The sequence below is a fragment of the Capnocytophaga sp. oral taxon 323 genome (genome assembly GCF_001278825.1).
Taxonomy (GTDB): domain Bacteria; phylum Bacteroidota; class Bacteroidia; order Flavobacteriales; family Flavobacteriaceae; genus Capnocytophaga; species Capnocytophaga ochracea.
Genome location: NZ_CP012589.1, coordinates 1,136,313 through 1,160,583, shown reverse-complemented (window position 1 = coordinate 1,160,583; position 24,271 = coordinate 1,136,313). Strand labels below are relative to the sequence as shown.

25 protein-coding genes are annotated in these 24,271 nt (G+C 39.1%); 12 read left to right on the top strand and 13 right to left on the bottom strand.

Translation table 11 applies throughout. From position 1 onward, the window contains the following. Positions 1–57: 57 nt before the first annotated feature. Positions 58–1,452 (bottom strand): DUF5723 family protein, encoded by a 1,395-nt coding sequence (locus tag AM608_RS05035; protein ID WP_009418878.1) that lies wholly within the window; start codon positions 1,450–1,452, stop codon positions 58–60. 425 nt (positions 1,453–1,877) lie between these two features. Between AM608_RS05035 and AM608_RS05030 the strand changes: the two genes are divergently transcribed. The 10 genes from AM608_RS05030 to hisS all read left to right on the top strand — a co-directional run bounded on the left by AM608_RS05030 (position 1,878) and on the right by hisS (position 10,713). After that, positions 1,878–2,210 carry a hypothetical protein gene (locus tag AM608_RS05030; protein WP_002673357.1) on the top strand — a complete coding sequence of 111 codons (333 nt, stop codon included), beginning with the start codon at positions 1,878–1,880 and terminating at the stop codon, positions 2,208–2,210. Between the two features lie 242 nt (positions 2,211–2,452). Continuing rightward, a complete protein-coding gene (locus tag AM608_RS05020) occupies positions 2,453–3,553 on the top strand; it encodes an efflux RND transporter periplasmic adaptor subunit (protein WP_016479075.1) in 1,101 nt (366 codons plus the stop codon). Positions 3,554–3,669: 116 nt separating this feature from the next. Further along, positions 3,670–5,067, top strand: a complete 1,398-nt coding sequence (locus AM608_RS05015) for an efflux transporter outer membrane subunit (protein ID WP_053580960.1) — start codon at positions 3,670–3,672, stop codon at positions 5,065–5,067. A 157-nt stretch (positions 5,068–5,224) separates the two neighbouring features. Beyond that, entirely contained in the window at positions 5,225–6,040 is an 816-nt protein-coding gene (locus AM608_RS05010; RefSeq protein WP_009421661.1) for a DNA alkylation repair protein, read from the top strand. 137 nt (positions 6,041–6,177) lie between these two features. After that, positions 6,178–6,816: a peptidase E gene (locus tag AM608_RS05005; RefSeq protein ID WP_053580959.1), complete on the top strand. Its 639-nt coding sequence runs from the start codon at positions 6,178–6,180 to the stop codon at positions 6,814–6,816. 5 nt (positions 6,817–6,821) lie between these two features. Continuing rightward, positions 6,822–6,962 carry a hypothetical protein gene (locus AM608_RS12095; protein ID WP_009421673.1) on the top strand — a complete coding sequence of 47 codons (141 nt, stop codon included), beginning with the start codon at positions 6,822–6,824 and terminating at the stop codon, positions 6,960–6,962. A 116-nt stretch (positions 6,963–7,078) separates the two neighbouring features. After that, entirely contained in the window at positions 7,079–7,231 is a 153-nt protein-coding gene (locus AM608_RS12240; RefSeq protein ID WP_002673339.1) for a hypothetical protein, read from the top strand. A 117-nt stretch (positions 7,232–7,348) separates the two neighbouring features. Next, a complete protein-coding gene (locus AM608_RS04995) occupies positions 7,349–8,557 on the top strand; it encodes an ROK family transcriptional regulator (protein ID WP_009421688.1) in 1,209 nt (402 codons plus the stop codon). Continuing rightward, the gene (gene mazG, locus AM608_RS04990) at positions 8,554–9,330 is read left to right on the top strand and encodes a nucleoside triphosphate pyrophosphohydrolase (protein ID WP_009421696.1); all 777 of its coding nucleotides are present in this window, start codon (positions 8,554–8,556) and stop codon (positions 9,328–9,330) included. Before AM608_RS04995 ends, mazG begins: the two co-directional genes overlap by 4 nt. A 6-nt stretch (positions 9,331–9,336) precedes the next feature. Next, positions 9,337–10,713: a histidine--tRNA ligase gene (gene hisS / locus AM608_RS04985; RefSeq protein ID WP_053580958.1), complete on the top strand. Its 1,377-nt coding sequence runs from the start codon at positions 9,337–9,339 to the stop codon at positions 10,711–10,713. A gap of 108 nt (positions 10,714–10,821) precedes the next feature. Here the strand turns inward: hisS and AM608_RS04980 are convergent, their stop codons facing one another. From AM608_RS04980 to AM608_RS12085, 10 genes are all read right to left on the bottom strand, one after another. Beyond that, positions 10,822–12,072, bottom strand: coding sequence for an aspartate kinase (locus AM608_RS04980; RefSeq protein ID WP_053580957.1), 1,251 nt, complete (start codon positions 12,070–12,072; stop codon positions 10,822–10,824). Between the two features lie 272 nt (positions 12,073–12,344). Further along, positions 12,345–13,037, bottom strand: a complete 693-nt coding sequence (locus AM608_RS04975) for an OmpA family protein (RefSeq protein WP_009410919.1) — start codon at positions 13,035–13,037, stop codon at positions 12,345–12,347. A 23-nt stretch (positions 13,038–13,060) separates the two neighbouring features. Further along, positions 13,061–13,555 carry a lipocalin family protein gene (locus tag AM608_RS04970; RefSeq protein WP_002673313.1) on the bottom strand — a complete coding sequence of 165 codons (495 nt, stop codon included), beginning with the start codon at positions 13,553–13,555 and terminating at the stop codon, positions 13,061–13,063. A gap of 71 nt (positions 13,556–13,626) precedes the next feature. After that, positions 13,627–14,388: an MBL fold metallo-hydrolase gene (locus AM608_RS04965; RefSeq protein WP_053580956.1), complete on the bottom strand. Its 762-nt coding sequence runs from the start codon at positions 14,386–14,388 to the stop codon at positions 13,627–13,629. Between the two features lie 80 nt (positions 14,389–14,468). After that, positions 14,469–14,627 carry a 50S ribosomal protein L34 gene (rpmH, locus tag AM608_RS11590; RefSeq protein ID WP_002669412.1) on the bottom strand — a complete coding sequence of 53 codons (159 nt, stop codon included), beginning with the start codon at positions 14,625–14,627 and terminating at the stop codon, positions 14,469–14,471. Positions 14,628–14,731: 104 nt separating this feature from the next. Further along, entirely contained in the window at positions 14,732–15,490 is a 759-nt protein-coding gene (locus AM608_RS04960) for a carboxypeptidase-like regulatory domain-containing protein (RefSeq protein WP_009418141.1), read from the bottom strand. A 72-nt stretch (positions 15,491–15,562) separates the two neighbouring features. Further along, the gene (eno, locus tag AM608_RS04955) at positions 15,563–16,855 is read right to left on the bottom strand and encodes a phosphopyruvate hydratase (RefSeq protein ID WP_009418860.1); all 1,293 of its coding nucleotides are present in this window, start codon (positions 16,853–16,855) and stop codon (positions 15,563–15,565) included. 90 nt (positions 16,856–16,945) lie between these two features. Next, positions 16,946–17,416, bottom strand: coding sequence for a DinB family protein (locus tag AM608_RS04950; protein ID WP_048745922.1), 471 nt, complete (start codon positions 17,414–17,416; stop codon positions 16,946–16,948). Between the two features lie 108 nt (positions 17,417–17,524). Further along, entirely contained in the window at positions 17,525–18,625 is a 1,101-nt protein-coding gene (gene carA, locus AM608_RS04945; RefSeq protein WP_053580955.1) for a glutamine-hydrolyzing carbamoyl-phosphate synthase small subunit, read from the bottom strand. A gap of 263 nt (positions 18,626–18,888) precedes the next feature. Then, on the bottom strand, positions 18,889–19,047 hold the full coding sequence (locus tag AM608_RS12085; RefSeq protein ID WP_157466261.1) for a hypothetical protein: 159 nt from the start codon (positions 19,045–19,047) through the stop codon (positions 18,889–18,891). Positions 19,048–19,313: 266 nt separating this feature from the next. On the opposite strand from AM608_RS12085, the gene AM608_RS04935 reads away from it, so the two are divergent. Both AM608_RS04935 and AM608_RS04930 read left to right on the top strand, forming a co-directional pair. Continuing rightward, positions 19,314–20,453 carry a TlpA disulfide reductase family protein gene (locus AM608_RS04935; RefSeq protein WP_053580953.1) on the top strand — a complete coding sequence of 380 codons (1,140 nt, stop codon included), beginning with the start codon at positions 19,314–19,316 and terminating at the stop codon, positions 20,451–20,453. 27 nt (positions 20,454–20,480) lie between these two features. Then, positions 20,481–21,737, top strand: coding sequence for a hypothetical protein (locus tag AM608_RS04930; protein WP_053580952.1), 1,257 nt, complete (start codon positions 20,481–20,483; stop codon positions 21,735–21,737). Positions 21,738–21,897: 160 nt separating this feature from the next. Here the strand turns inward: AM608_RS04930 and metK are convergent, their stop codons facing one another. Next, positions 21,898–23,151, bottom strand: a complete 1,254-nt coding sequence (gene metK, locus AM608_RS04925; protein WP_009418001.1) for a methionine adenosyltransferase — start codon at positions 23,149–23,151, stop codon at positions 21,898–21,900. Between the two features lie 277 nt (positions 23,152–23,428). After that, the gene (locus tag AM608_RS04920) at positions 23,429–23,974 is read right to left on the bottom strand and encodes a hypothetical protein (RefSeq protein ID WP_371179203.1); all 546 of its coding nucleotides are present in this window, start codon (positions 23,972–23,974) and stop codon (positions 23,429–23,431) included. Positions 23,975–24,271 lie beyond the last annotated feature (297 nt).

The window sequence follows — 24,271 nt, the reverse complement described above, 5'->3', positions numbered from 1 at the left end:
GTTCAGTAAATGCTGAACAGCCTTTTCCATTATGAAGTTGTAAAAATAAATTAATAATTAAAGGTCTACGGGGTAAGATTGGTGACCGAAACGAAGCCCAAAGAAGAAGTTAAACTCTTTAGCTGAGCGAGTAAGCACATTGCCTAAAATAGTGCTTGACCCTAATACTAATGGACCTAAGCGCAAGGCAATTCCCACATTAGCTTTTGATACTTGGTTGTATGAAATAGGCAAATAAGCCCCAAAACTATTAGTATCGTAGTGAGGAGTGAGTGAAAGTTCATTGGCATAAGTAGCGTTGTAAAGCTCTTTGTCCTTTGTAGAAGCTATATTCACTTGTCCTGATAAGTTCAAGTAGAACGCATCAACTACGCGATAATCGGCGCTGAGGTTAAAAGTAGAAGGTAGTGATGACCTCAATTTAGAGCCTGTAGCCTTTGTTCCATCAAAGTGATTCTTCAAATTCTCTTCTGATAGGTCGTCTAGACTTAAAGTCGTGCTTTGTGTTGCAGGCATTTTGTAGCGGTAAGAGTTCTTATTGGCAGTGTATTGTAACCGCCCGAGATCCATTAGCGAAATCCCTACACGCAAATCGTGAGGATTGTTGTGGCAACGAGGACAACCGTCCTTGCGAAACTCATACGTAGCTCCCAAATCGAAAGCCAAAGTAGTAGCTTCTGAACTAAAATACAACTTGTTTACCTTTACATTGTCGAAATCAACCAAATCCATTCCACCGTTAAGCACTTCCAAAGTTCCGTTAGCCGATTGGATATTCAAGTTTACTTTGTCCTTATCAGTGTCAGGCGTTAGTGTAGCCGAACCTTCAAAGTCTTTAAAACCTACGTAAACATTACCAGAGCCTTGTACCAATTTAGCACTTGCTCCTACTTTCACCGTGTTAGTACCGTCAAAATACACTTCACCTGACCACGAGAAACCTACTTCCGAAAAAGCATTTACCACTATCTCTTGGTCGTTAAGGTTCACTTGGTAAGGGGTTTTGAGTTCCAATTTATCTAAATCACTAACAAATGATTGTAACATTTTTGCATCTATGTTACGTACATTGCCCAGAAGGCGCACACGAGAGAAAATCCCTACTGTATGCTGGTCGTTTATCTTCACAAAAGCCGAGGGTCCTAACACATCAACGTTTATCTTCGCTTTGATATTGTTATAACCAAAAATAGCATTCTGAGTATCAACGCGTGTGTACTCGTTAAAGCTATCAGTGATATTAGGCGTGAGTTTAATAGCGTTGTTGCCAAAACCAAAGTTCACTGTAGCAATATTAGCGTCCCACGAACGCTTACTGCTAATCATATTCGCAGGATTAGAAGTTACAGGAAAAATACCCGAATAATTGCTTTCTCGAAGCCCTGCATACGATTGCTGAGCTTCCACTGCCATTGTTGTTAGAAACAATGCTGATAAAATTACTTTTTTCATTCTATAAAAAACACTTGTTTAAATTGCGCGGCAAAAGTACAATATTTTATCAAATAACAAATAAAGAAGGTCAAAATTATTTGTAGAATTAATTTATAATCGTTATCTTTGCCCTTTCTATACTGCCATTTACCGCTGAGCTACCTCTTTAAAAACCATATACAGTCTTGTCTGCTTTGCATAGTTCACTACCTGAGTTTCGTTTTAGTTTCGTTTCACCTATGCTTTTAGTAGAGCATACATTCGTCTTTTCTATACCAATCTTCCAAGATTCGTATAAGCTTCCTATAAGCTTCCTATATCTAAGTGCTGATTATCAAAGGTGTTCGTTACTTAAACATAACCTATTAACGGAAGTTTACGAAAGTTATAATACATAAATCGTAATCTTTATTTTGTAGAAGATTTTAAAATTGTTATTTCTTATGAAAAAGATAATTCTCGTAGGATTGAGCCTTCTTGCGCTCTCCTGTCGCACCACACAAAAAGTAGCGCAATCTTCCTCTTCTGAAGAAGAAATGCTTAAAAATATTACGCATAATCTTATTATTAGCTATCAAAATCAAAAAACATTGGCTCATTTGAAAAAAGAAGTGCAAAAATATGGCGCAGAGATGCTTTATGAATACAAAATTATCAAAGGAATAGCTATCAAAGTACCCCAAGATAAAGATATTCGTCAGGCAAAAGCCTATTTTTCTAATCTTAAAGGCGTAACAAATGTGGAATACGACCAGATAAACCATATTGACCATTAATCACTAACTATCAATCATTAAAAGCTAACTTTAACAAAAGATTAACGCCTTACGGCACTTGTCTATAAAATTTTTTAGTGTACTTTTGCATTGTAAAAGCAGACCTCACAACGCCACAAAAACAAGGAAGTGTTTTTTGCAAACGCTTCCTTTTTAGTGTATTATTTTTAATAAAATTATCTCTCAGACCTATCCGACCTGTTTGATAACTAAAACCTCTAACATCTAAAATAACAAACATTATGAATAAAATCTTTTTAGTAGCAACCGCTATCGCAATGGTAGCTTGTAATAATGGAAACCAACAGCAACAGCGACCACAAGGTGCTGTGCCTTACCCTGTAATTATCGTAGGAGAACAAAATACCGTGTCTAACCTTTCTTACCCTGTGAATATCGAAGGGGTGGTGAACAGCGCCGTACAAGCCAAAATATCAGGCTATATTACCAAAGTATTGGTAGACGAAGGTCAGGTGGTTACTCAAGGGCAACCGCTCTTCAAGTTAGAAACTCAAACCCTTAACCAGTCAGCTGCTTCAGCCAAAGCAGCCGTAGAGGTCGCTAAAGTAGAGGTAGATAAACTCGTGCCTTTGGTACAGAAAAATATTGTGAGCCCTATCCAGCTCGCCACAGCCAAAGCCAACTTACAACGCGCCCAAGCTACTTATAACGAGGTAGCCAGCAACATTGGTTTTGCCGTAGTAAAAGCACCAGTAAACGGCGTGGTAGGTGCGATTAACTACCGCGAAGGTGCTTTGGTAACTGCCAATAACACTGTGCTCACTACCGTATCCGACGTGAAAGAGGTATATGCCTATTTTTCAATGAACGAAAAAGAATACCTCGATTTCTTAGACAATACACAAGGCAAAACCACTGCCGAGAAACTCAAAAACTTACCTGAGGCTTCTTTGGTGTTAGCTAACGGACAAGAATACGCCGAGAAAGGCAAAATACAAGCCGTAACCGGACAAATAGACCCTACTACCGGTAGCATACAATTTCGCGCTACCTTCCCTAACCCTAACAAGTTGCTTACCAATGGCAACAGTGGGATTATCAAGATACCACAACATTTTAGTAACTCACTTGTAATCCCCGAAGTTGCTACCTTTGAGCAACAAGGAAAGGTATTTGTGTACAAAGTAGAGAACGACACCCTCAAACAAGCTATCATCACCCTTAAAAGTCGTGCCGATAACTATGCTGTAGTAGAAAGCGGACTTAAAAACGGTGATGTCATTCTCGCGCAAGGACTTAACAAAGTGCGTACGGGTACTGTTATCAAACCTCAACCTATCTCAATGGATAGCCTTGTCAAGAAAATACAACCGATATTTTAGTGAAGACTGAAAAGTCGTCTTTGCATCATAAACCTTGCTAAAATTTTAGTGCTTGCCGTGTTACGACCTTTGGCAAAGTCTACGTTAAACATTAATTGTCAATTGAACATTACTGTATGAACAGAATCATTTATAAATCACTGGCTATAGCAACCATAGCCCTTACCCTTACCGCTTGTGCAGGACGCAAAACCTATGAGCCTCCACAAGCCATAGACGAAAAACTCTTCCGTACCGAAAGCCCCGCTACCGATGCCCAAAGCGATGCTACCCTTTCGTGGCGCAATATCTTCACCGACCCGCTCTTGCAACAAAACATCAGCAAGGCACTTTCCAATAACCTCGATGTGCGTGTAGCGATGCAAAGTGTAGTTTCAGCACAAGCCTACCTCAAACAAAGTAAGGCAGCTTTTATTCCTACCCTCTCGGTAGGAGCTAACTATACTCGTAGCACCTCTTCATTAAATGCCGGAGGTGGTGCTCCCGACCGTACTTACAACAATCTATTCGATATCACAAGTAACGCTTCGTGGGAAGCCGACATTTGGGGTAAACTATCCGCTCAAAAACGTGCTTCTTATGCCTCTTATTTAGCAACTTTGGAAGCCCAAAAAGCAGTACAGTCTGAAGTGGTAGCTACTTTGGCAACGGCTTATTACCAACTGTTGATGCTCGACGAACAGAAAAAGGTACTCGAACAAACTATTGAGTTTCGCACCAAAAGTTTAGAAACTACCAAACAACTCAAAAATGCAGGTTCTACTACCGAAGTAGCAACCAAACAAATCGAAGCACTCGTGTACAACGCACAGGCGCAACTTATTACCATCAACAATAGCGTTTGGGCATTAGAGAATACCATCTGTGTACTCTTGGGTGAAGAGCCTCATACGATAGAGCGAAGCACGCTTGCTGAGCAACAATTCCCCACACAGTTTCATCAAGGATATGCGCTAAGTCTGCTCGAAAATCGTCCTGATGTGGCACGTGCCGAACTAAACTTGCGCAACGCCTTTGAACTTACGAATGTAGCGCGTTCCAATTTCTATCCTACGCTTACTCTTTCCGCTCGTGGAGGTATCAGCAGTACCGAACTCGATACTTGGTTTTCTGCCAAATCAATGTTTGCTAATTTTATAGCAGGATTGGCACAACCTATTCTCAATCGTCGACAAATACGCACCCAATACGAAGTGCAGAAAGCTACTCAAGAAACCGCTTTGCTGAATTTCAAAAAAGCAATTCTTTCAGCGGGCAAGGAAGTATCCGATGCAATGCGTCAATTCAGTTCGCAAGGCGAATTCATTCAACTCAAAACCCAAGAAATGAAAGCCTATCAAGAAGCTACCGATTATTCCAAACAATTGTTCGATAGCGGTATGGTGAATTATTTAGAGGTCATCACTGCCGAAGTAAACCGCCTCAATGCCGAGCTTAGTGTAGCCAACGCACAGTTTACCCGTATGCAGTATGGCATTACCTTGTATAAAGCCCTTGGTGGCGGTTGGAGGTAGGAAAAAGAGCATAGGTTTTGCATACTTTGTTAAAGTTAAAAAAGCGATTTATAAGTTGCCATTGCTCTAAAAATCTGAACCGTCAGAAAGCTTAGAAAACCCTTGCTATCTCATTTCTTATAGCTTGTGCCTAATATAACTATAACTTAGTTATACAATGAACATAGAAATTATCAAAAACAGAAAAGGAGCTCAAAAGGCTGTTGATATCCCTTCCGAAGTGCTTTCACTATTAAATGCAGGGAGTATAGAAACGGTAAACCTTACCGAATGGTTGGCTGTAGACCATTCTCAGCTAGTAAAATCTGTTTTTCCTGCTTTGGGAATTGATAAAAATATCATTGAAGAGTTGGTTTGCCAAATCAATCAGCAAAAGAAACCTTCTACAATGAATACTATTAAGCTCATAGGAGCATTGCTATACAAAAAATATGCAAATACTAACTTATATGAACCTTTGTTTGAGCAACTCAGCACTCATTTATCCGATTCTGTGCGCTGTTATGCTTGTTATTTGGTAGCATTGCATACTGATACCCCTTTGGAAGACAAGTTACACAAATTAAAACCCTTGGTAGCCGATAGTCATTTTGGCGTTCGTGAGGTGATTTGGATGGCGTTACGTCCCGAAATGAGCGAGCATTTAGACTTTTCAATTGCTTTTCTTTCTCATTGGGCAGAGAGTGAGAATGAAAATATACGAAGGTTTAGTACAGAAGCCTTGCGTCCGCGGGGTGTTTGGTGTGCTCATATAGAGGCTTTGAAAGAAAAGCCAGAATTATATTTGCCTATATTAGATAAATTGAAGTCTGATAAGGCAAAGTACGTGCAAGATAGTGTAGGGAACTGGCTGAACGATACCAGCAAAACCCGCCCTGATTTCGTAACAGCACTATGTGAGCGTTGGGAAAGTGAAAGTCCTACCAAAGAAACTAAATATATTGTAAAAAAGGCACTGAGAAGTATTCTCTAATAAGATTAGGAAAATGAAAACACTCATTATAGTAACACACCCTCATATAGAGGAATTGTTACCCTCTCTCTGGTGGCGAGCTTGCAGCTTGTGCCTCCCTTATCCTATTTGTCCAATAACAGCAATTATTATCATAAATGAAAAGATTATTTTTAACCTCATCATTCAGTTCAGTAGCCAAATTATTTGAAGATTTTGCAGGTGAACCCGTAAAAGGGAAAAAACTTGCCTTTGTCCCAACAGCAAGTTTGGTAGAAAAAGTGCGTTTTTATGTCGATGATGATAGAAAAGCCTTTGAAAAATTAGGGCTTATCATAGAAGAATTAGAAGTTTCTACCGCTACTACCGAAGAAATAGCCACAGCATTAGAACGAAATGATTATATTTTCATTTCTGGAGGGAATACGTTCTACCTAATGCAGGAACTAAAAAAGAAAGGAGCAGACAAGCTACTTATAGAACAAATTAATAATGGAAAGTTGTACATAGGTACTTCGGCGGGTTCTATCATTGCCTCTCCTACTATTGAATTTGTTAGCGATATGGACGAGACCAAAAAATCTCCTGAACTCACTGATTATTCAGGCTTACATTTGGTAGATTTTTATTTTTTACCTCATTATCTGAACTTTCCATATAAGGAAGCCACTCAAAAAATAGTAAACGAATATTCACCAAAAATAGATTTGCGACCTATTTCTAACAATCAAGTAATTACGGTTTTAGGTGATGAAATAAAAACGCTTGAAAAACCTAAACGAGCAACTAAGAAATAGTCTTGATGATGCCCAACATCTTATTGCAACAATTAGAAAACGCACTTCCCGCAGGAATGCAAATCCCCGAAGAACTCCGCCAACTCTATCAGTGGATAGAAGATAACGGCTATTATGATAGGATTAGAAGTGGTAACCCCTCATAGTATGGACGACGAAGCAACCGATGACCCTTTTTTAAATTGGTTTTATGAGATGGCAGATGAGTAATAAGAAGTGATTATGCATCTTTATGCTACCTATAATCAAATGAAAAACAGCTATGGGAGATAGAAATACAGAAAAAAAGTTATTTCGAGACAAACTTTTAAAAGGTTTAGACGTTGCTTACAAGCGAATGATAGCCGAAAAGCGGAAGAATAATCAAAAGATTGTGGTGCGCCGTGAGGGTAAAATCGTTACTATTAATCCGTAGAGAAAAGCATTAAATACTAATTACAAACATCAATTATTTTTTTATTATTGCATTCTTATTAAAATATTTTTAGTAATTTTGCCTTACCTTTACAATAATGATTAAGATTAAAATGCTATGGGACTAAAATTCTTAGAAGAAATTAAACAAGGCATCAGAAGCGCCTCATTGAAAAAGGATATTATCTGTTATTACATCAATAACGGAGATGATACACTTGCCGACCTTGGCAAGGAACTGAACTTCAGTGTGCCTACCGTTACTAAAATGGTGGGCGAACTGATAGAAGATGGTATAGTGATGGACTTTGGGAAGATGGAAACCCCAGGAGGTAGACGTCCTAATATCTATGGATTGAACCAAAGTTCGGGATATTTTATAGGTGTAGATATCTCTCAAAAACGCGTTCATATAGGGCTTATCAACTTTAAGGGAGATTTGATAGATGAACAGATGGATATCTCTTTTGAGGAAGCGCATCCTCACGAGCGTTTTGAACGTTTATGTGAAATAATTGAAGATTTTATGAGCCATACAGTGGTTCCTAGGGACAAAATACTGAGTATTGGCATTAATATTTCAGGGCGTGTGAACCCTCAAACGGGGCATAGTTATAGTTTCTTTTATTTCGATGAACGTCCGCTTACTGAAATGTTTGAAGAAAAATTAGGTATAGATGTCTCTATTGATAACGATTCGCGTGCGATGGCTTATGGTGAATATATTAAAGGGCGCGTACAGGCTGAAAAAAACATCATCTACGTGAATGTAGGTTGGGGATTAGGCTTAGGAATCATCGTTAATGGGCAGCTATATTATGGGAAATCGGGCTTTTCAGGTGAGTTTGGGCATATTACGGCCTTTGAAAACGAGATATTATGCCACTGTGGTAAGAAAGGTTGCTTAGAAACAGAAGCTTCGGGCTCTGCTCTTTATCGTAAATTCTTGGAAAAACTTCATAACGGTCAATCGTCTTTACTTACTCAACAGAAGGAAAATGAAGACGAAATTACACTCAACGATATCATAGATGTAGCTTTGCAGGAAGATATATTGGCTATAGAACTTATTGAAGAGGTGGGAAATACGTTAGGTAAACACGTGGCGGGTCTCATCAACCTATTTAATCCTGAATTGGTGATTATTGGTGGTACTCTTGCCAATGCAGGCGACTATTTGATATTGCCTTTGCGCAGTGCTATCAAGAAGTATTCTTTGAATTTAGTGAATAAAGACTCTTCGATAAAAGTATCAAAATTAGGTGATAAGGCGGGTCTATTAGGTGCAAGTCTCCTCGCCCGTAGTAAATTTATAGGATTGATATGAGAGAGCAACAACTTCAGGCTTTTGGGAGACTTCTCGATATAATGGACGACCTGCGTGCGAAATGTCCGTGGGATAAGAAACAAACAATACAATCGTTGCGCTATCTCACTATTGAGGAAACTTATGAATTGGGCGATGCTATCCTCAGTGGCAATCTGCAAGAAGTGAAGAAAGAACTCGGTGATTTGTTACTTCATATCGTTTTCTATGCCAAAATAGGTAGTGAAACGGGTGATTTTAATATTGCTGATGTGGCAAATGGTGTGTGTGAAAAACTCATTGAACGGCATCCGCATATCTATGGAGATGTGAAAGTAGACAACGAAGACGATGTAAAGCGCAATTGGGAAAAAATAAAACTCAAAGAAGGTAACAAGAGCGTACTGGGAGGTGTGCCTAAAAGTTTGCCTGCATTAGTAAAAGCTACTCGTATACAAGACAAAGTAGCAGGTGTAGGCTTCGATTGGGATAATATAGACGATGTTTTTGCGAAGATAAAAGAGGAAATAGATGAACTACACGCCGAAGTAAAAGCGCAAAAACAGACAAATATTGAGAGTGAGTTTGGCGATGTTCTTTTTAGTCTTATTAACTATGCCCGATTTTTGAAAGTAAATCCTGAAGATGCCTTAGAGCGCACTAATCGTAAGTTTATAACTCGGTTTCAATACTTGGAACAACGAGCCAATGAGAAGGGAAAATCACTCAAAGATATGACCTTACAAGAAATGGAAACTTATTGGCAAGAAGCTAAGAAAATAGTAAAACAATAAAAAACAATGGCAATACAAAAACCAAGCATACCTAAAGGCACTCGTGACTTTTCACCGGCCGATGTGGCCAAACGCAACTTTATTATTAACACTATTAAAAATACTTTTAACGCTTTTGGATTTCAGCCTATCGAAACGCCCAGCTTTGAAAATTACGATACATTGATGGGTAAATATGGCGAAGAAGGTGACCGTCTTATCTTCAAGATACTCAATTCAGGTGATTTTACACAAGGAGTTAAACAAGACGATTGGGAAACTAAGAATACTCAGAGGCTCACTCCCCAAATATCAGAAAAAGCACTCCGTTATGACCTTACAGTTCCTTTTGCACGCTATGTAGTACAACACCAAAATGAGCTGACTTTCCCCTTTAAACGTTATCAAATTCAGCCTGTTTGGCGCGCCGACCGTCCGCAAAAAGGACGTTTCAGAGAGTTTTACCAATGCGATGCCGATGTAGTAGGCAGTACCAGCTTGTGGCAGGAAGTGGAGTTCGTACAGCTCTATGATACCGTGTTCACAGCGCTCAATCTTAAAGGGGTGACTATTAAGATTAACAACCGCAAAATTCTCAGCGGTTTTGCCGAAGTGATAGGGGAGAGTGATAAACTCATCGACTTTACCGTAGCTCTCGATAAGCTCGATAAGATAGGCGAAGAGGGTGTTATCAAGGAAATGATGGAAAGAGGTATCAGCCACGAAGCTATTAGCAAGTTACAACCTATCTTTGCACTTAAAGGAGCTCTTGCTGAAAAGCTAACTGCTCTGAAAGAGATACTAAAAACTTCTGAAACGGGGTTGAAAGGTATTGAAGAGGTGGAGTTTATAGCACAACAAATAGAGCGGCTTACCTTACAAACAGCTATTTTAGACCTCGATGTCACCCTCGCACGTGGACTGAATTATTACACAGGAGCTATCTTTGAGGTTGTTGCTCCAGCGGGAGTACAAATGGGTTCTATTGGTGGAGGTGGACGTTATGACGACCTTACGAGCATCTTTGGATTGAAGGGGATAAGTGGTATAGGTATCTCGTTTGGTTTAGACCGCATAGGATTAGTGATGGAAGACCTGAATCTTTTTCCTGAATCACTGAGCAATAGCATAGAAGTGCTTTGTATAAATTTTGGCAATAACGAAGCTTTACAGAGTATGAAACTATTGAAAGAGTTGCGTAAACTCGGAAAAAGAGCAGAACTCTACCCCGATGCAGCTAAGATTAAAAAGCAAATGGAATATGCTAATAAGCGAAGCATTCCGTTTGTAGTGATGATTGGGGAAAGCGAGCTTACCAAAAATACTTTTGTATTGAAAGATATGCTTAAAGGCACTCAAAAAGAATATAATTTTAATGAGGTAAATGAAGCATTATTTCAATAATATGAATTATAGAAATATATAAAAGGACTGATATATCATCAGTCCCTTTTTTATTGTATGCTTTGTTTGATTGTTGTTTAAACAATAACTGATAATAAGAAGATAGATCTACTTCACTATTATCTGAACCGTATCTGAAGCCACTTGTTTAAGCAGCACTTCTTTGTTCATTTCCACTTCTTTAATAGCCTCTTCCGTAGCGTGGCGAATGGTATAAAGTGTTACGTTCTCAGTTACCGATACCTTAAAGCGTTCTTCCAACTTTTCTAAAAGTTCAGTTAAGGTATCGAATTTGTTGTCTACACATACTGAAAAACTAATAGCCGAGTTCTGTATCACACTTACTTTCATCTTAGTCTTATGTAAATTCTTGAATATATAGCTAATACCCTCTTCCATTATAAATGAAAAGTCAAGTGAAGAGAGAGAAAGTAGTATTTGTTCTTTCTTGAGAATAAAGCAAGGCACCTTTGGAGATAATTCAGCTACATTACACACAGCGCTTCCTTCAGCAGTAGGATTCAAAAACGAACGTACATAAAGAGGGATTTCCTTTTGTTGGAGTGGTTGTAGGGTTTTTGGGTGTATTACTGAAGCGCCATAAAAAGCGAGTTCTATAGCTTCCTTATAAGGGATTTTATGCAAGAGCTCTGTATGCTGAAAATATCGAGGGTCGGCATTGAGAACACCAGGAACGTCCTTCCATATCGTTACACTTTCAGCGTTTAAACAATAGGCAAAAATAGCCGCTGTATAGTCTGAACCTTCACGCCCTAAGGTAGTAGTAAAGAAATTTGCATCGCTTCCTAAGAAACCTTGTGTGATGTTCAGTAATGATTTGTTAATATGCGTGCGAATGTTACTTTGTGTCTCTTCCCAGTCGATAGAGGCATCACGGTAATTACTATCTGTTTTTACGAGATTACGGACATCTATCCACGTGTTTTTAATACCATTGTCATTCAGATATTGACTGATAATAGTAGTAGAAATGAGTTCACCAAAGCCAATCACTTGGTCATATACAAAACTGTGTTTCGGCGATTTGTTGCGTTCTAAAAACGAAGTGAGCTCTGCAAATAAGCCATCTACTTTCCAATACACAGGGTGATTTTCATCGGTAAATAGTTCGCGAATGATATGGTAATGAAAGTCTTTTATCAGCTGAACGCTTTCCGAAAGTTTTTCTTGTTCCTTAAAATAGCTATTTACCACTATTTCTAAAGCATTAGTGGTTTTTCCCATTGCTGAAATGACGATAAGCGTATTAGCATAGCCTACCGTTTCTAATATTTTAGCGACATTGCGCACACCTGCAGCATCTTTTACTGAGGCGCCTCCAAATTTAAATATTTGCATTTCTTTTAGATATGAGGTAAAGTCTGCGACAGCAGAGTATGGTAAGAGGTAAGTAATAAACCTAAATACCCAAAATACCGAGATTAACAGTGCAAAGGTAGTGTATTTTAGTGAAAAGAGAAAAGTGAAGATTAAAAAATGTCATTTGGAAGTGATATTGTTATATTTCTAACGTTCTTTTTTATCCGTTGTTTTAGATATTTAATAAAAAATAATGAGTGTTGAGAAGTACTTCTCAACACTCATTTGTATAGTCAAGTATCAAACTATTTTTATTTGTTTCCAGCCTGTTTTTTAGCGTCTGCTTTCATCTTTTCATTAGGAACGATTACTACATTCACACGGCGGTTTTTAGCTCGTCCATCAGCAGTTTCGTTACTTGCAACAGGGTTTCTTTCACCATACCATTTGGTAGTAAAACGGCTACCCGCTAAACCTTTACTTTTAAAATAGTTAGTAACGGCTTGTGCACGCCGTTGTGAAAGACCTAAGTTGTACTCATCTTTACCTACATTATCAGTGTGGCCAGCTACTATCACATTAGTATCAGGATATTCTTTAAGAATAGCAGATAGTTTATCAAGTGTTTGTCTTGATTTGTTGTTGATGTTATACTTATTAGTATCAAAGTATACACCTCCGTTATTTTCGTCGAAAGTAACCACGATACCATCGTCTACACGTTTAACATCGGCACCTGGGATTTCTTCTTCTATTTTCTTAGCTTGTTTATCCATTTGGTTACCGATAACAGCTCCTGCAGCACCTCCTACTACTGTACCAAGTACGGCACCGAGTTCGCTGTTTTGTCCGTTACCTACGTTGTTCCCTAAAATAGCTCCTAATAAAGCTCCACCAGCAGCACCAATTACAGCTCCGCGTTGTGCTTTGTTAGAGTTGTTGTATGCCTCGCAACCGGTAAGCAATACAGCTGCCGATAAGGCTAAAACTACGATTTTTTTCATCTTCTGTTTGTATTAATCTTTAATTATTTTACAAAATTCATTGAGATAACAAAAGGTTTGCCATCTACTCTCACGGTTTGTTCCCACACCATTGAGTTGTCAGAAATACTTGCCAAATGCAAACGAATACCTTGTTTAGTTTCTGAAACATATTTTTCATTAGTAGGTTTCAACAGAAAATCATAGTATCCTGTTGATTTATCTACTTCTTGTACAATAAAAATGAAGTTTCTTTGTCCTGTTGAACAACCACTCGCGTTGATAGTATAGTGTCCGCGGTTGTTATTCGGAACGAATTTCCAAGTACTGCCTTCAAAGCATTCTTTGGAAGTATCGTTTAACAAGGTAACTTCATATTTACCTTTTTCACTATATGTGATGGATTGCAATGTCCATTCACCTTTAATAGCTTTATTAGCTATATTTGTTTCTTTGGGTTTTGCAGTCATTGAGCCTGAAGAACTCTTACAAGCCATTACCAATACTGCCATTACAAGTAAAAGTGCAATTTTTTTCATCTTTAATTGTTTTTGATTACGAGGGCAAAAATAAACTTTTTTTTCTCGCCCACCTAATAATTAACTAAATATTAACATTCTATTACTAAGTTATCATATGCCAAAAATACGTTTTTAGGTAATCTTTTTTGTATCTCATCGTGAAAACCAAAGGTTTGGCTCACGTGCGTGAGATAAGTGCGCTTAGGTTGTACATCTCCTATAATTTCCAAAGCTTCCGCTAAATTGAGGTGTGTAGGGTGTACATCATCTCTTAGGCAATTCAATACTAAAACATCTAAATCTCGTAGTTTTTCTCTTTCGCTCTTGTCTATATATTTGGCATCGGTAATATAACCTAAATCTTCTATCCGATAGCCTACGATGGGCAAATTGCCGTGCATTATGTGTATAGGTTCTATTATCTTACCACACAAAGTAAAAGGTGCTTCGTCTATCTCGTGAGGTATTACCGAAGGAGCTCCTTCATATCGGTTTTCAGTGGCAAAGATATAACCAAAACGCACTCTCAGCTCATCGATTACTCTTTTTAGTCCGTAGATAGGCATATCGCCTTGCAAGCGTACAAAAGGGCGTATGTCGTCCATTCCGGCGGTATGATCGGCGTGCTCGTGAGTGAACAGTATAGCCTCCAAATGCTGTACATCGTTGGTGAGCATTTGCTGTCTAAAATCAGGACTGCAATCTATTGAAATATTAGTGTCTTCCCAACTGATAAGTGCCGAAGTGCGCAACCGTTTATCTTTGGGGTTGGTACTTTTCCCCACAGGGTGGTTGCTTGCTATTACGGGAATCCCTTGTGAAGTACCTGTACCGAGGAAAGTAATCTTCATAATGATAAATGATTAATGGTTAATGATTAATTTCACAAGTCATTAATCATTAACCACTAATCTTTAAACAATTAAAATTGTTATTTTTTATGTCTTGGCTCAGAGGATACAGTAAGTTTTTTGCGTCCTTTAGCGCGACGGCGTGCTAACACTTTTCTACCATTGGCAGTTGCCATACGTTCTCTGAATCCGTGTTTATTTCTTCTTTTTCTCTTTGAAGGTTGAAATGTTCTTTTCATTGCTTGTTAATCTTTAAAATCTTATTAAAAATGATACTTTATCTCTCTATTTTATCAATAGCGGGGCAAAAGTACGTCAATTTTTTGGAATGACAAAATATTTTTTATTTTTTCTTGTGTAAAACCCTATATTCTTCGTAACACTGACTGATGGCTTCAAGCACTTGCAGGTCGTTTGCCGTCATTATAAAATCGTTAGAATAGTTGCAAGAGCGAATGATATCTTCTAATTCACTACGGTCTACTTGCAAAAGTTCTAATAGGGTTTCGCGGTCGTAACGGGTGGAAAGAGCATCGCTCAATTCGTTGTCTTTGCGCATCTCTCTCAGTTTGCGCATTTCTTTCCCTTTGGCACTAAACGAGCGACTCAGCAAGTCGGCAGGGTTCATTACAGCACTTAACACTCTACCCACAGCACTTGCACTAGCTCTACTTTCATAACCTATATCTAACCCCGAAATGCTATAACGCGTATTGTCATTGATAGGTGCATTTTTAGCGTCAATATCCAAATAACCTGTGAGTTTATAAGGGGTTACAACCACTTCTTGTAAAGTATAAGCAAGCTCTGTCATTCCTATTTTCAACCCTTGATATTTTATCATATCGTTTGTTATGCGTATCTTGGTAGATTTATACCCTAAAAAAGAAATGTATAGTGTGTCGTTAGCACTTACTCTGATACTAAAATCACCTTTGTCATTGGTAGTAGTACCTCTTACTTTATTGAGGTTCAAGATGTGTACATTAGGCATTGGTTTATTGTTTTGCACACTGTAAATATGTCCGTGCAACACTGTTTCCTGAGCTACAAGTGTCGTCACACATAAAAACATACAAAACCATAATATCTTCTTCATCATACTTACTTCTTTTAAGGGTAAAAAAATAGGTGTTCGAGGAGTGCCCTCGAACACCCTAATCATATTAAAACATTAGTTCTTTACATTGAAGGCTTTTTCTTTAGGATAGTAAGCTACTGAACCCAAAGATTCTTCGATGCGGAGCAATTGGTTGTACTTCGCCATACGGTCAGAACGTGAAGCCGAACCTGTTTTGATTTGTCCGGTGTTCAAAGCTACTGCCAAGTCAGCAATAGTGTTGTCTTCTGTTTCTCCTGAACGGTGAGACATTACGGCAGTATAACCAGCGCGGTTTGCCATATCTACGGCTGCGATAGTTTCAGACAAAGTACCGATTTGGTTTACTTTGATGAGAATAGAGTTCGCAATACCTTTGGCAATACCTCTTTCAAGGATAGATACGTTAGTAACGAACAAATCGTCACCTACCAATTGTACTTTTTTGCCCAATTTGTCAGTAAGGAGTTTCCATCCGTCCCAGTCGTTTTGATCCATACCGTCTTCGATAGAGATGATAGGGTATTTAGCTACCAATTCTGCCAAGTAGTCAGCTTGTTCAGCTGAAGTACGTACTTTACCTTTAGCACCTTCAAAGATAGTATAATCGTATTTGCCATTTTTGTAGAACTCAGAAGAAGCACAGTCTAAGGCGATTTTGATATCTTCACCCCATTTGTAGCCTGCTTCTTTTACAGCTTCTTTAATAGAATCGAGAGCATCTTCGATATCTTTAAAGTTAGGAGCAAAACCTCCTTCATCACCTACGGCAGTGCTCAATCCTTTTTTGTGCAATACCTTTTTAAGGTTGTGGAACACTTCTGAACCCATTTGGATAGCTTGTGAAAAGTTCTTTGCGTTCACAGGCATAATCATAAACTCTTGGAAAGCAATAGGCGCATCGGAGTGTGCCCCAGCGTTGATGATGTTCATCATCGGTACAGGCAAAGTGTGAGCACTTACCCCACCTACATAACGGTACAAAGGCAACCCGAGCTCTTCAGCAGCGGCTCTTGCTACTGCCAATGATACCCCAAGAATAGCGTTAGCTCCTAATTTAGATTTGTTAGGAGTACCGTCGAGCTCAATCATTGTTTTGTCGATAAGGTTTTGTTCGAAAACGTCCATACCTACGATTTCTTCTGCGATGATATCGTTTACATTAGCAACGGCTTTGAGTACGCCTTTACCCATATAACTTTTACCACCGTCGCGCAATTCAACGGCTTCGTATTCACCTGTCGATGCTCCTGATGGAACAGCAGCTCTACCAAGGAAACCATTCTCGGTCATTACATCTACTTCTACGGTTGGATTTCCTCTTGAATCCAAAATCTGACGTGCGTGCACGCTTACAATAATACTCATATATTTTGTTATTTAATTATTTACTTTGTTTAGGGGGTAGGGATATCGGACTTATCTGACTTTATAATGCTAATTGTCAATTGTCAATTATCAATTGTTAAAGCTTTCTCTTCCCCAAAAGAAAGGCGGTTCAATACCCAAAGCGCGGAGGTAAGTATACCCTTGTCCGCGATGGTGACTCTCGTTTTCAATGAAGTATAATATCCATTGGGCAAAGCTGAAAGTCATTTGATAAATAGTGAATGGTTGGGTATAATCACCTACTTTTTGCCATTCACGGTCGAGAATTTCAGTAGCTCTATCCCACAAAGCCAATACTTCTGCTTTGGTAGTAGGAAAGGCTCCTTCCAAGAAAAGCGTGTGTTGCTCCTGAAATCTCTCTTTAAAAAGATAGTCCATAACTCTCAAAAACTCTTCTACCATTCCTGAAAACGGACGTAGGTTTGCAATGTTGAACTCAAAGAGGTCTTTCTCGGGGAAAGCCTCAATCACCTTGCGGGTGAGGGCACGTACATCTTTTAAATTAGTGAGTAGTGCTTCGGGTGTAAGTAATTCTTTCATATTAATTGTTAGTGTTTAGTCCTTAGTTTTTAGCCTATATTTTGTACTCTTCTTATCCTTTTCACGGCTTGTCCTCCTTCGGAGGTTCGGGGGCAATTTTCACATTTTCTAATTCCTCAATTGCTCCACAAATTGGTCGAACAAATACGTCGCATCATTAGGACCAGGAGCGGCTTCAGGGTGATACTGCACACTGAAACACTTCTTGCCTTTCACTCGTAAACCCATCACAGTATTGTCGTTTAGGTGGGTATGCGTGATTTCCACATTAGGGTTAGCTTCTGCCTCTGCTCTATTCACAGCAAAACCGTGATTCTGAGAGGTAATCTCGTCCTTACCTGTAAGCAAATTCTTCACAGGGTGATTAATACCACGGTGACCGTTGTGCATTTTGTAAGTGCTAATGCCGTTTGCCAGTGCAATAATCTGATGTCCTAAGCAAATGCCGAAGATAGGCAAATCTTCTGCTATCATCTGCTTTACTTGGGCAATTACCTCGGTGAGCGGTTCGGGGTCGCCAGGACCATTAGACAAGAAATAGCCATTGGGGTTCCACGCTTTAAGCTCAGCCAAAGGCGTGTTGTACGGAAATACTTTGATGTACATATCACGGGCTGCCAAGTTGCGTAAGATGTTTTTCTTGATGCCGAAATCGAGCGCTGCTACTTTGTACTTCGCTTCTGGATTGCCAAAAAAATAAGGTTCAGTAACCGACACTTTCGATGCCAATTCTAAACCTTTCATATTAGGAATCTCATTTAAGCGAGCTTTGAGCAGTGCTAAATCGTCAGTTTCTGTGGAAATAACAGCGTTCATCGAGCCATTGTCACGAATATAACTCACCAAAGCGCGGGTATCTACTTCACAAATGGCTACCAAGTGGTTACGGTCTAAAAAGTCTTTCAAGGTTTCCTCGGCAACAGCACGGGAGGCATCATAACTAAAATTTCTACATACCAGCCCTGCAATTTTCATACCATTCGATTCGTTGTCGTCTTCACAGATACCGTAATTGCCGATATGAGCATTGGTCATCACCATAATCTGACCAAAGTACGAAGGGTCAGTAAATATTTCCTGATAGCCTGTCATACCCGTATTGAAACACACTTCGCCAAAAGCAGTACCTTCATAGCCAACGCTTTTACCATAAAAGGCAGTGCCATCAGCAAGGAGTAATACCGCTTTTTTCTTTTGTTGATACTTCATTGTGCTATTTCCTTAAATCGACTGCAAAGGTACAAAATATTTTTGAAATATAAATAATCAATGATATTTTTTAGCCTAAACCTATTAAAATTATTTCAATATTACCCTGAAATACAATCAATATTCATCTTATCTCCATCTTATCTCCTTCTTATCTTCACCTTATCTCCATTCATCGTTCGTTCATTCTTCGTTTATTGTTCGTTCTTTGTTCGTTCTTTGTTCGTTCTTTGTTCATTTGCCCGTGCGGCTCGCACCGTTCATTATTCGTTCATTGTTCGTTGTAGAACCACTGTAGAGCCACTGTAGAGCCACTGTAGAGCCACTGTAGACCCACTGAAAGACCACTCATTGTTCGTCTTTTGTTCGTTCATCGTTCGTCTTTTGTTCGTTCTTTGTTCATTTGCCCGTGCGGCTCGCACCGTCTTTTGTTCCTCCTAGCTTCCAATAATCTTCAATTTGCAACCTTATTCCCTTCTTCTAAAAACTTTTCACACTTCATTTCTTATTTACTAATTTTCAAATTTGCTAATAGTACCTACCCTTGTACTACCCTTTACCTTTTATCTTTTACCTTTTACCTTTTAACCCCTTCATTAATCATTAACCATTATTTAAATATTCATAAAAAAAGTTCCTATTTCCAAAAAAATATTATACCTTTGTCATTATTTTAAATTCTAAAGCTATGAAACAACTATTTATTGCATTTCTCATTGTGTTAGGATTGAGTGCTTGTACCAATCCTGAAGAAGCTATAAAAGCGTATCAGCAACAAAAGGAAGCTATAGGGTTGCAAACTCCCGAAAAGCAAAATGAACTTTTAGGGCAGAATCCCGTTGCTTTTCAGCAGAACCTACAAGCGATAAGTAAACAATGCGCTGAGGTGTTAGCTAACGCTAAAGGATTACCTTCTGATTTTATAGTTAAAGAAGAGAAAGAGAACCAATACGAACTCTTGTCTCTTACTTCTGCTTATTTACTGAATCATCGCAAATATACCGAAGAAGAAGCCCCTGCTATCAAAGCCTTGGAAGAATCTCTTAAAGATGTAGATTTAGATAACGCTACCGATTTCGATGCGTATAATGCTTATAAAACCTTAGTGCATAATTGCTTCCAACTGAAAATCTATCGCTATCAAGTGCAATATGAGTTCAACGACCCGTGGGGTAAGATTTTAGCCGATTTCAATAAGCTCAAATCACAAAATATTAAAGAAGACCTCACCCCTTTGCTCATCGAAGGCGTATCGGCTACCTCGGCTGAGACTACCAATGAACAGATTATAGCCTTAGTGCAAAAGGCAGTAAAAGATAACGAACTGTTAAACGCTCTTTCAGGACGCATTGCTACAGTAAACCGACTTAAAGCAGGACAACCTTTCCCTCTTTTTAAAGGTCTTACCGACCTAAACGATAAAGAAGTGAAATATGAGAGTTTACCCCTCAAAGGCAAATTGCTATTTGTAGATATATGGGCTACTTATTGCCCTGATTGCCGTAAAGAGTTGCCCGCCTTAGAAGCCTTACAGCAATCCTATAAAGGTAAGCCTATTGTCTTTCTCAGTATTTCAGTAGACCGTGATAAAGAAGCGTGGAAAGAGATGGTAAAGAATGATAAACTAAGTGGTATTCATCTGTATACCACCCCAGAAGTGAAAGATACTTATAAGTTTTTGTACGACTTGCGAAGTATCCCTCGCTATATGCTTATTGATGCGCAGGGTAATATCATCAACAGCAATGCACCAATGCCTTCCGATGAGAATTTAAAGAAACTCATAGATACCCATTTGATGGCTATTAACAATCCTAAAGCCAAGTAACTTTTTAAACCATAAACATAACATAAAATGAAAAGAATTCTATTTTTAGTAGCTTTATTGATGGCAATTCCTGCCTCAGCTCAGTTGCTTCGTCATAATTTCGATGAAGAAGGCGACACTTTTATTCAAGGTATTGTGCGTGGACAGTTTTGGGCTCGCCTTACCGAAACAAACCCTGGTACTACCGTACAAGGTGAACCTGCCGATAAGGTATTCGACCTTTCTGTAAGGCGTTATCGCTTAGGCTTCTTCGCCCAAGTAGAAAAGAAATGGTTGTTCTATATCCTAATGGGAAATAATAATCTCAACCAAAGTACCCTCCAAAGCTCCGATTTTCGTCTGCTTGACGTGCTCGGTCAGTATACTTTTAGCGAAAAATTGAGCATTGGGGTAGCCAAGACCACCTTTGCAGGAGCTGGGCGCTTTTCCAACGCTTTCTCTAACGGCTCTATGCTCACTCTCGACCCTTCCGTTTATTATCTTAACACCCTTAATCATTTCGATGATATGGGGCGTAGGATAGGTGTTTACGCCAAAGGTCAGTTAGGAAAGATTGATTATTTCGTGTCTTTGCAAAATTCACCTGCCCCCTCTGATAATGTTCGTACAGCTTTTAATTATAGCAAAGGGCAACCCAAAGTGCTTACTTCCTCTTACCTAAAATATGAGTTTTGGGACGATGAGAGCAACAAATTGCCTACTAGCGGAGGTAATGGCACTTATTTAGGAACTAAACACATAATGAATCTCGGTATTGGCTATGAATATCAAGCTAAAATGAGAGAAATTACTGATGGGACTAATACTTCCTATCGCGATTACTTCAATTTAGGAATTGATTTCTTTATAGATACTCCTATTTCTGAACGCAACGACGCTATTACCGCTTATTTGGGCTTTAACAGCACTCATTTTGGTAGTGATTATGTGAGAAGTGTGGGTGCTAATAGCATTTTTGCAGGAGGAACCTCTCTTAATGGGGCTGGTAATGCTACTCCCGCCATAGGTACAGGTAGTACCTTATTCTTGCAATTAGGCTATCTGCTTCCTAAATGGGAAAATTGTAATATCCGTGTACAACCCAATGCAGGCTGGCGATTTGCTAACTATAAAGCCCTCAACAGCAACGTGAATATCTATTCAGTAGGCGTGAATACTTATTTTAACGGACAAAAGAGCAAACTCTCCTTAGGCTATGAGAACCGCCCTATCTTCGATGCTACTGATAAAAAGGTAAGTACTCGCTTAGGTACTTTTGTATTGCAATACCAAATAGAGCTTTAAGAGAGAATATTGGATAGTGAAAAGTCGTTTTTCTATCATATATTCTCCCTTCCAACTATTTAATTTGCATTGTATATCACCTCCTAAAAAATAAAAGAAGGCTGTCTGTTTTATATCAGACAGCCTTCTTTATATTAGTATTAACATTAACTGCTAATCATTAATCATTAAAAAAAGTGTTTTTTACTTTCTCTACAAAGTCTAACTTTTCCCAAGTAAAAAGCTCTACTTCTATCGTTTTTGTCTTGTGATAAGGTGACGAGAACACTTTGGTTACCACCTTAGGTGTACGCCCCATATGTCCGTAAGATGCTGTTTCGCTATAAATAGGATTGCGTAGTTTCAGGCGTTGTTCTATATCATACGGGCGCAAAGGGAAGATTTCTTGTATCTTTTTCGCTATTTCACCATCGGTGAGGTTTACCTTAGCTGTACCATAAGTATTTACGTATACGCCCGTAGGTTCGGCTACCCCTATGGCGTAACTCACTTGTACCAATATCTCATCGGCTACTCCTGCGGCTACTAAGTTCTTAGCGATGTGTCGCATAGCATAAGCTGCACTGCGGTCTACCTTGCTCGGGTCTTTGCCGGAGAAAGCACCTCCGCCGTGAGCTCCTTTACCGCCATACGTATCTACGATAATTTTACGACCAGTCAAGCCCGTATCGCCGTGAGGACCTCCTATCACGAAGATACCCGTAGGGTTGATGTGGTAAATAATCTTGTCGTCAAAGAATGGCGCATATTGAGGATACTTTTTAATCACACGCGGTATGAGAATGTTCACAATGTCTTCTTTTATCTTTTGAAGCATCTTCTTTTCCGTGTCGAACTCGTCGTGTTGGGTAGAAATCACAATCGTGTTCACGCGCACCGGTTTGTTGTCATCGCTGTATTCAAGGGTTACTTGGCTTTTCGCATCGGGGCGCAAATAGGTAATCTCTTTGTTTTCACGACGTAAATCAGCTAATTCTCTCAGCAAAGCGTGCGAGAGGTCTAAGGCAAGAGGCATATAGTTTTCGGTTTCGTTTACCGCATAACCAAACATCATTCCTTGGTCGCCAGCCCCTTGTTCTTCGGGGTTACCGCGGTCTACCCCCTGATTGATATCGGGCGATTGTTCGTGAATTGCCGAAAGCACACCACACGATTTGGCTTCAAACATATAGTCGCTTTTAGTATAGCCAATTTTCTCAATTACGTTGCGCGCAATTTGCTGTACATCTATGTAGGTGTTCGATTTTACTTCCCCAGCCAATATTACCTGACCGGTAGTAACTAAAGTCTCGCACGCCACCTTCGAATGAGGGTCGAAAGCAAGAAAGTTGTCGATTAGAGCATCGCTTATTTGGTCTGCGATTTTGTCGGGGTGTCCTTCAGAAACGGACTCAGAGGTGAATAAATATCCCATTGGTAATTATGATTTAGTAGAGGACGCAATTGTAAAGAAGAATGGGGAACCGACGTGAAAAGCAAGTAAAGATTACTGTTTTAGCATTTTTCGGGGAGTACCCCAAGAGGTTGCAATCAGTACAAATTTGTCCTCTTGTTATGTTTTTCGGTGCAAAGGTATAAAATAATTATAAATGAACAATTATAAATAAATAAATTTCTCTACTGTTCACTCGCTCACACCTATTTGTCGTGCTAATTGCCTGTGCGGCTTGCACTTTACTCTGTGGCTCACACTAAAGTCCTATCACTATCCCAACACTTGGTATAAAACCACTGCTGAAAACACTTTTGTCCTTCTTGTAGAGCACATTGTAGCTCACACCTATCTGTATATACACATTACCCCCCACATTTTGCATATAACCAGCTCCCACATACAAGGCATCTTCCTCAGTATTGTATTTGTAATCGGTGTTTTTATGCTTCTGAGAGATAAAATAATGCTGATAAGAACTACTCACATACGCCACCCTACCTATGTAATAGGTTAAGGCAGGACCTACACCCACTAGCAAACTGCGGTAGTATTCTGAGTTTTGAAAGGAACCATTCACTACAGCAGCAAGCTCCAAATCCTCAGTGATTTTGTACCCTAAGCGTGGCGATATATCAATCCCCAATCCATAAGTAGAGTAGCCAATACCTATATTTCCCCCATAAGTCCAAGGGTTAGGACGGCTGTTTTGGTAATCAGGGTCTAAAATGTTAGGACTTTGTGACCAAGCTAAGTGGCTCATAACAAGAAGTGTGATAGCTGATAAAAAGCGCTTCATATTCATATGTTTATATTTTTCGGCAAAGATAATAAATAATTACAAATAGCCAAATCTTACCTTATCAATAAGCAATGGCGTATTTTTCTATAAGATAATACTTTTTTAGAAAAACCAATAACAGAACATAAGTGTAACTACCTTATAGCGCTCAGCCAAGGTGTACAAAGGCTTTCAGTAACATTCCTATATCTATCGTCCAAGATTCGTTCAAGCTTCCTATAAGCTTCCTATAAGCTCCATATAAAAATTTTTTTACCTCAAAAAACGCTCATAAAAAATATATTCATCACATTTTCAGTA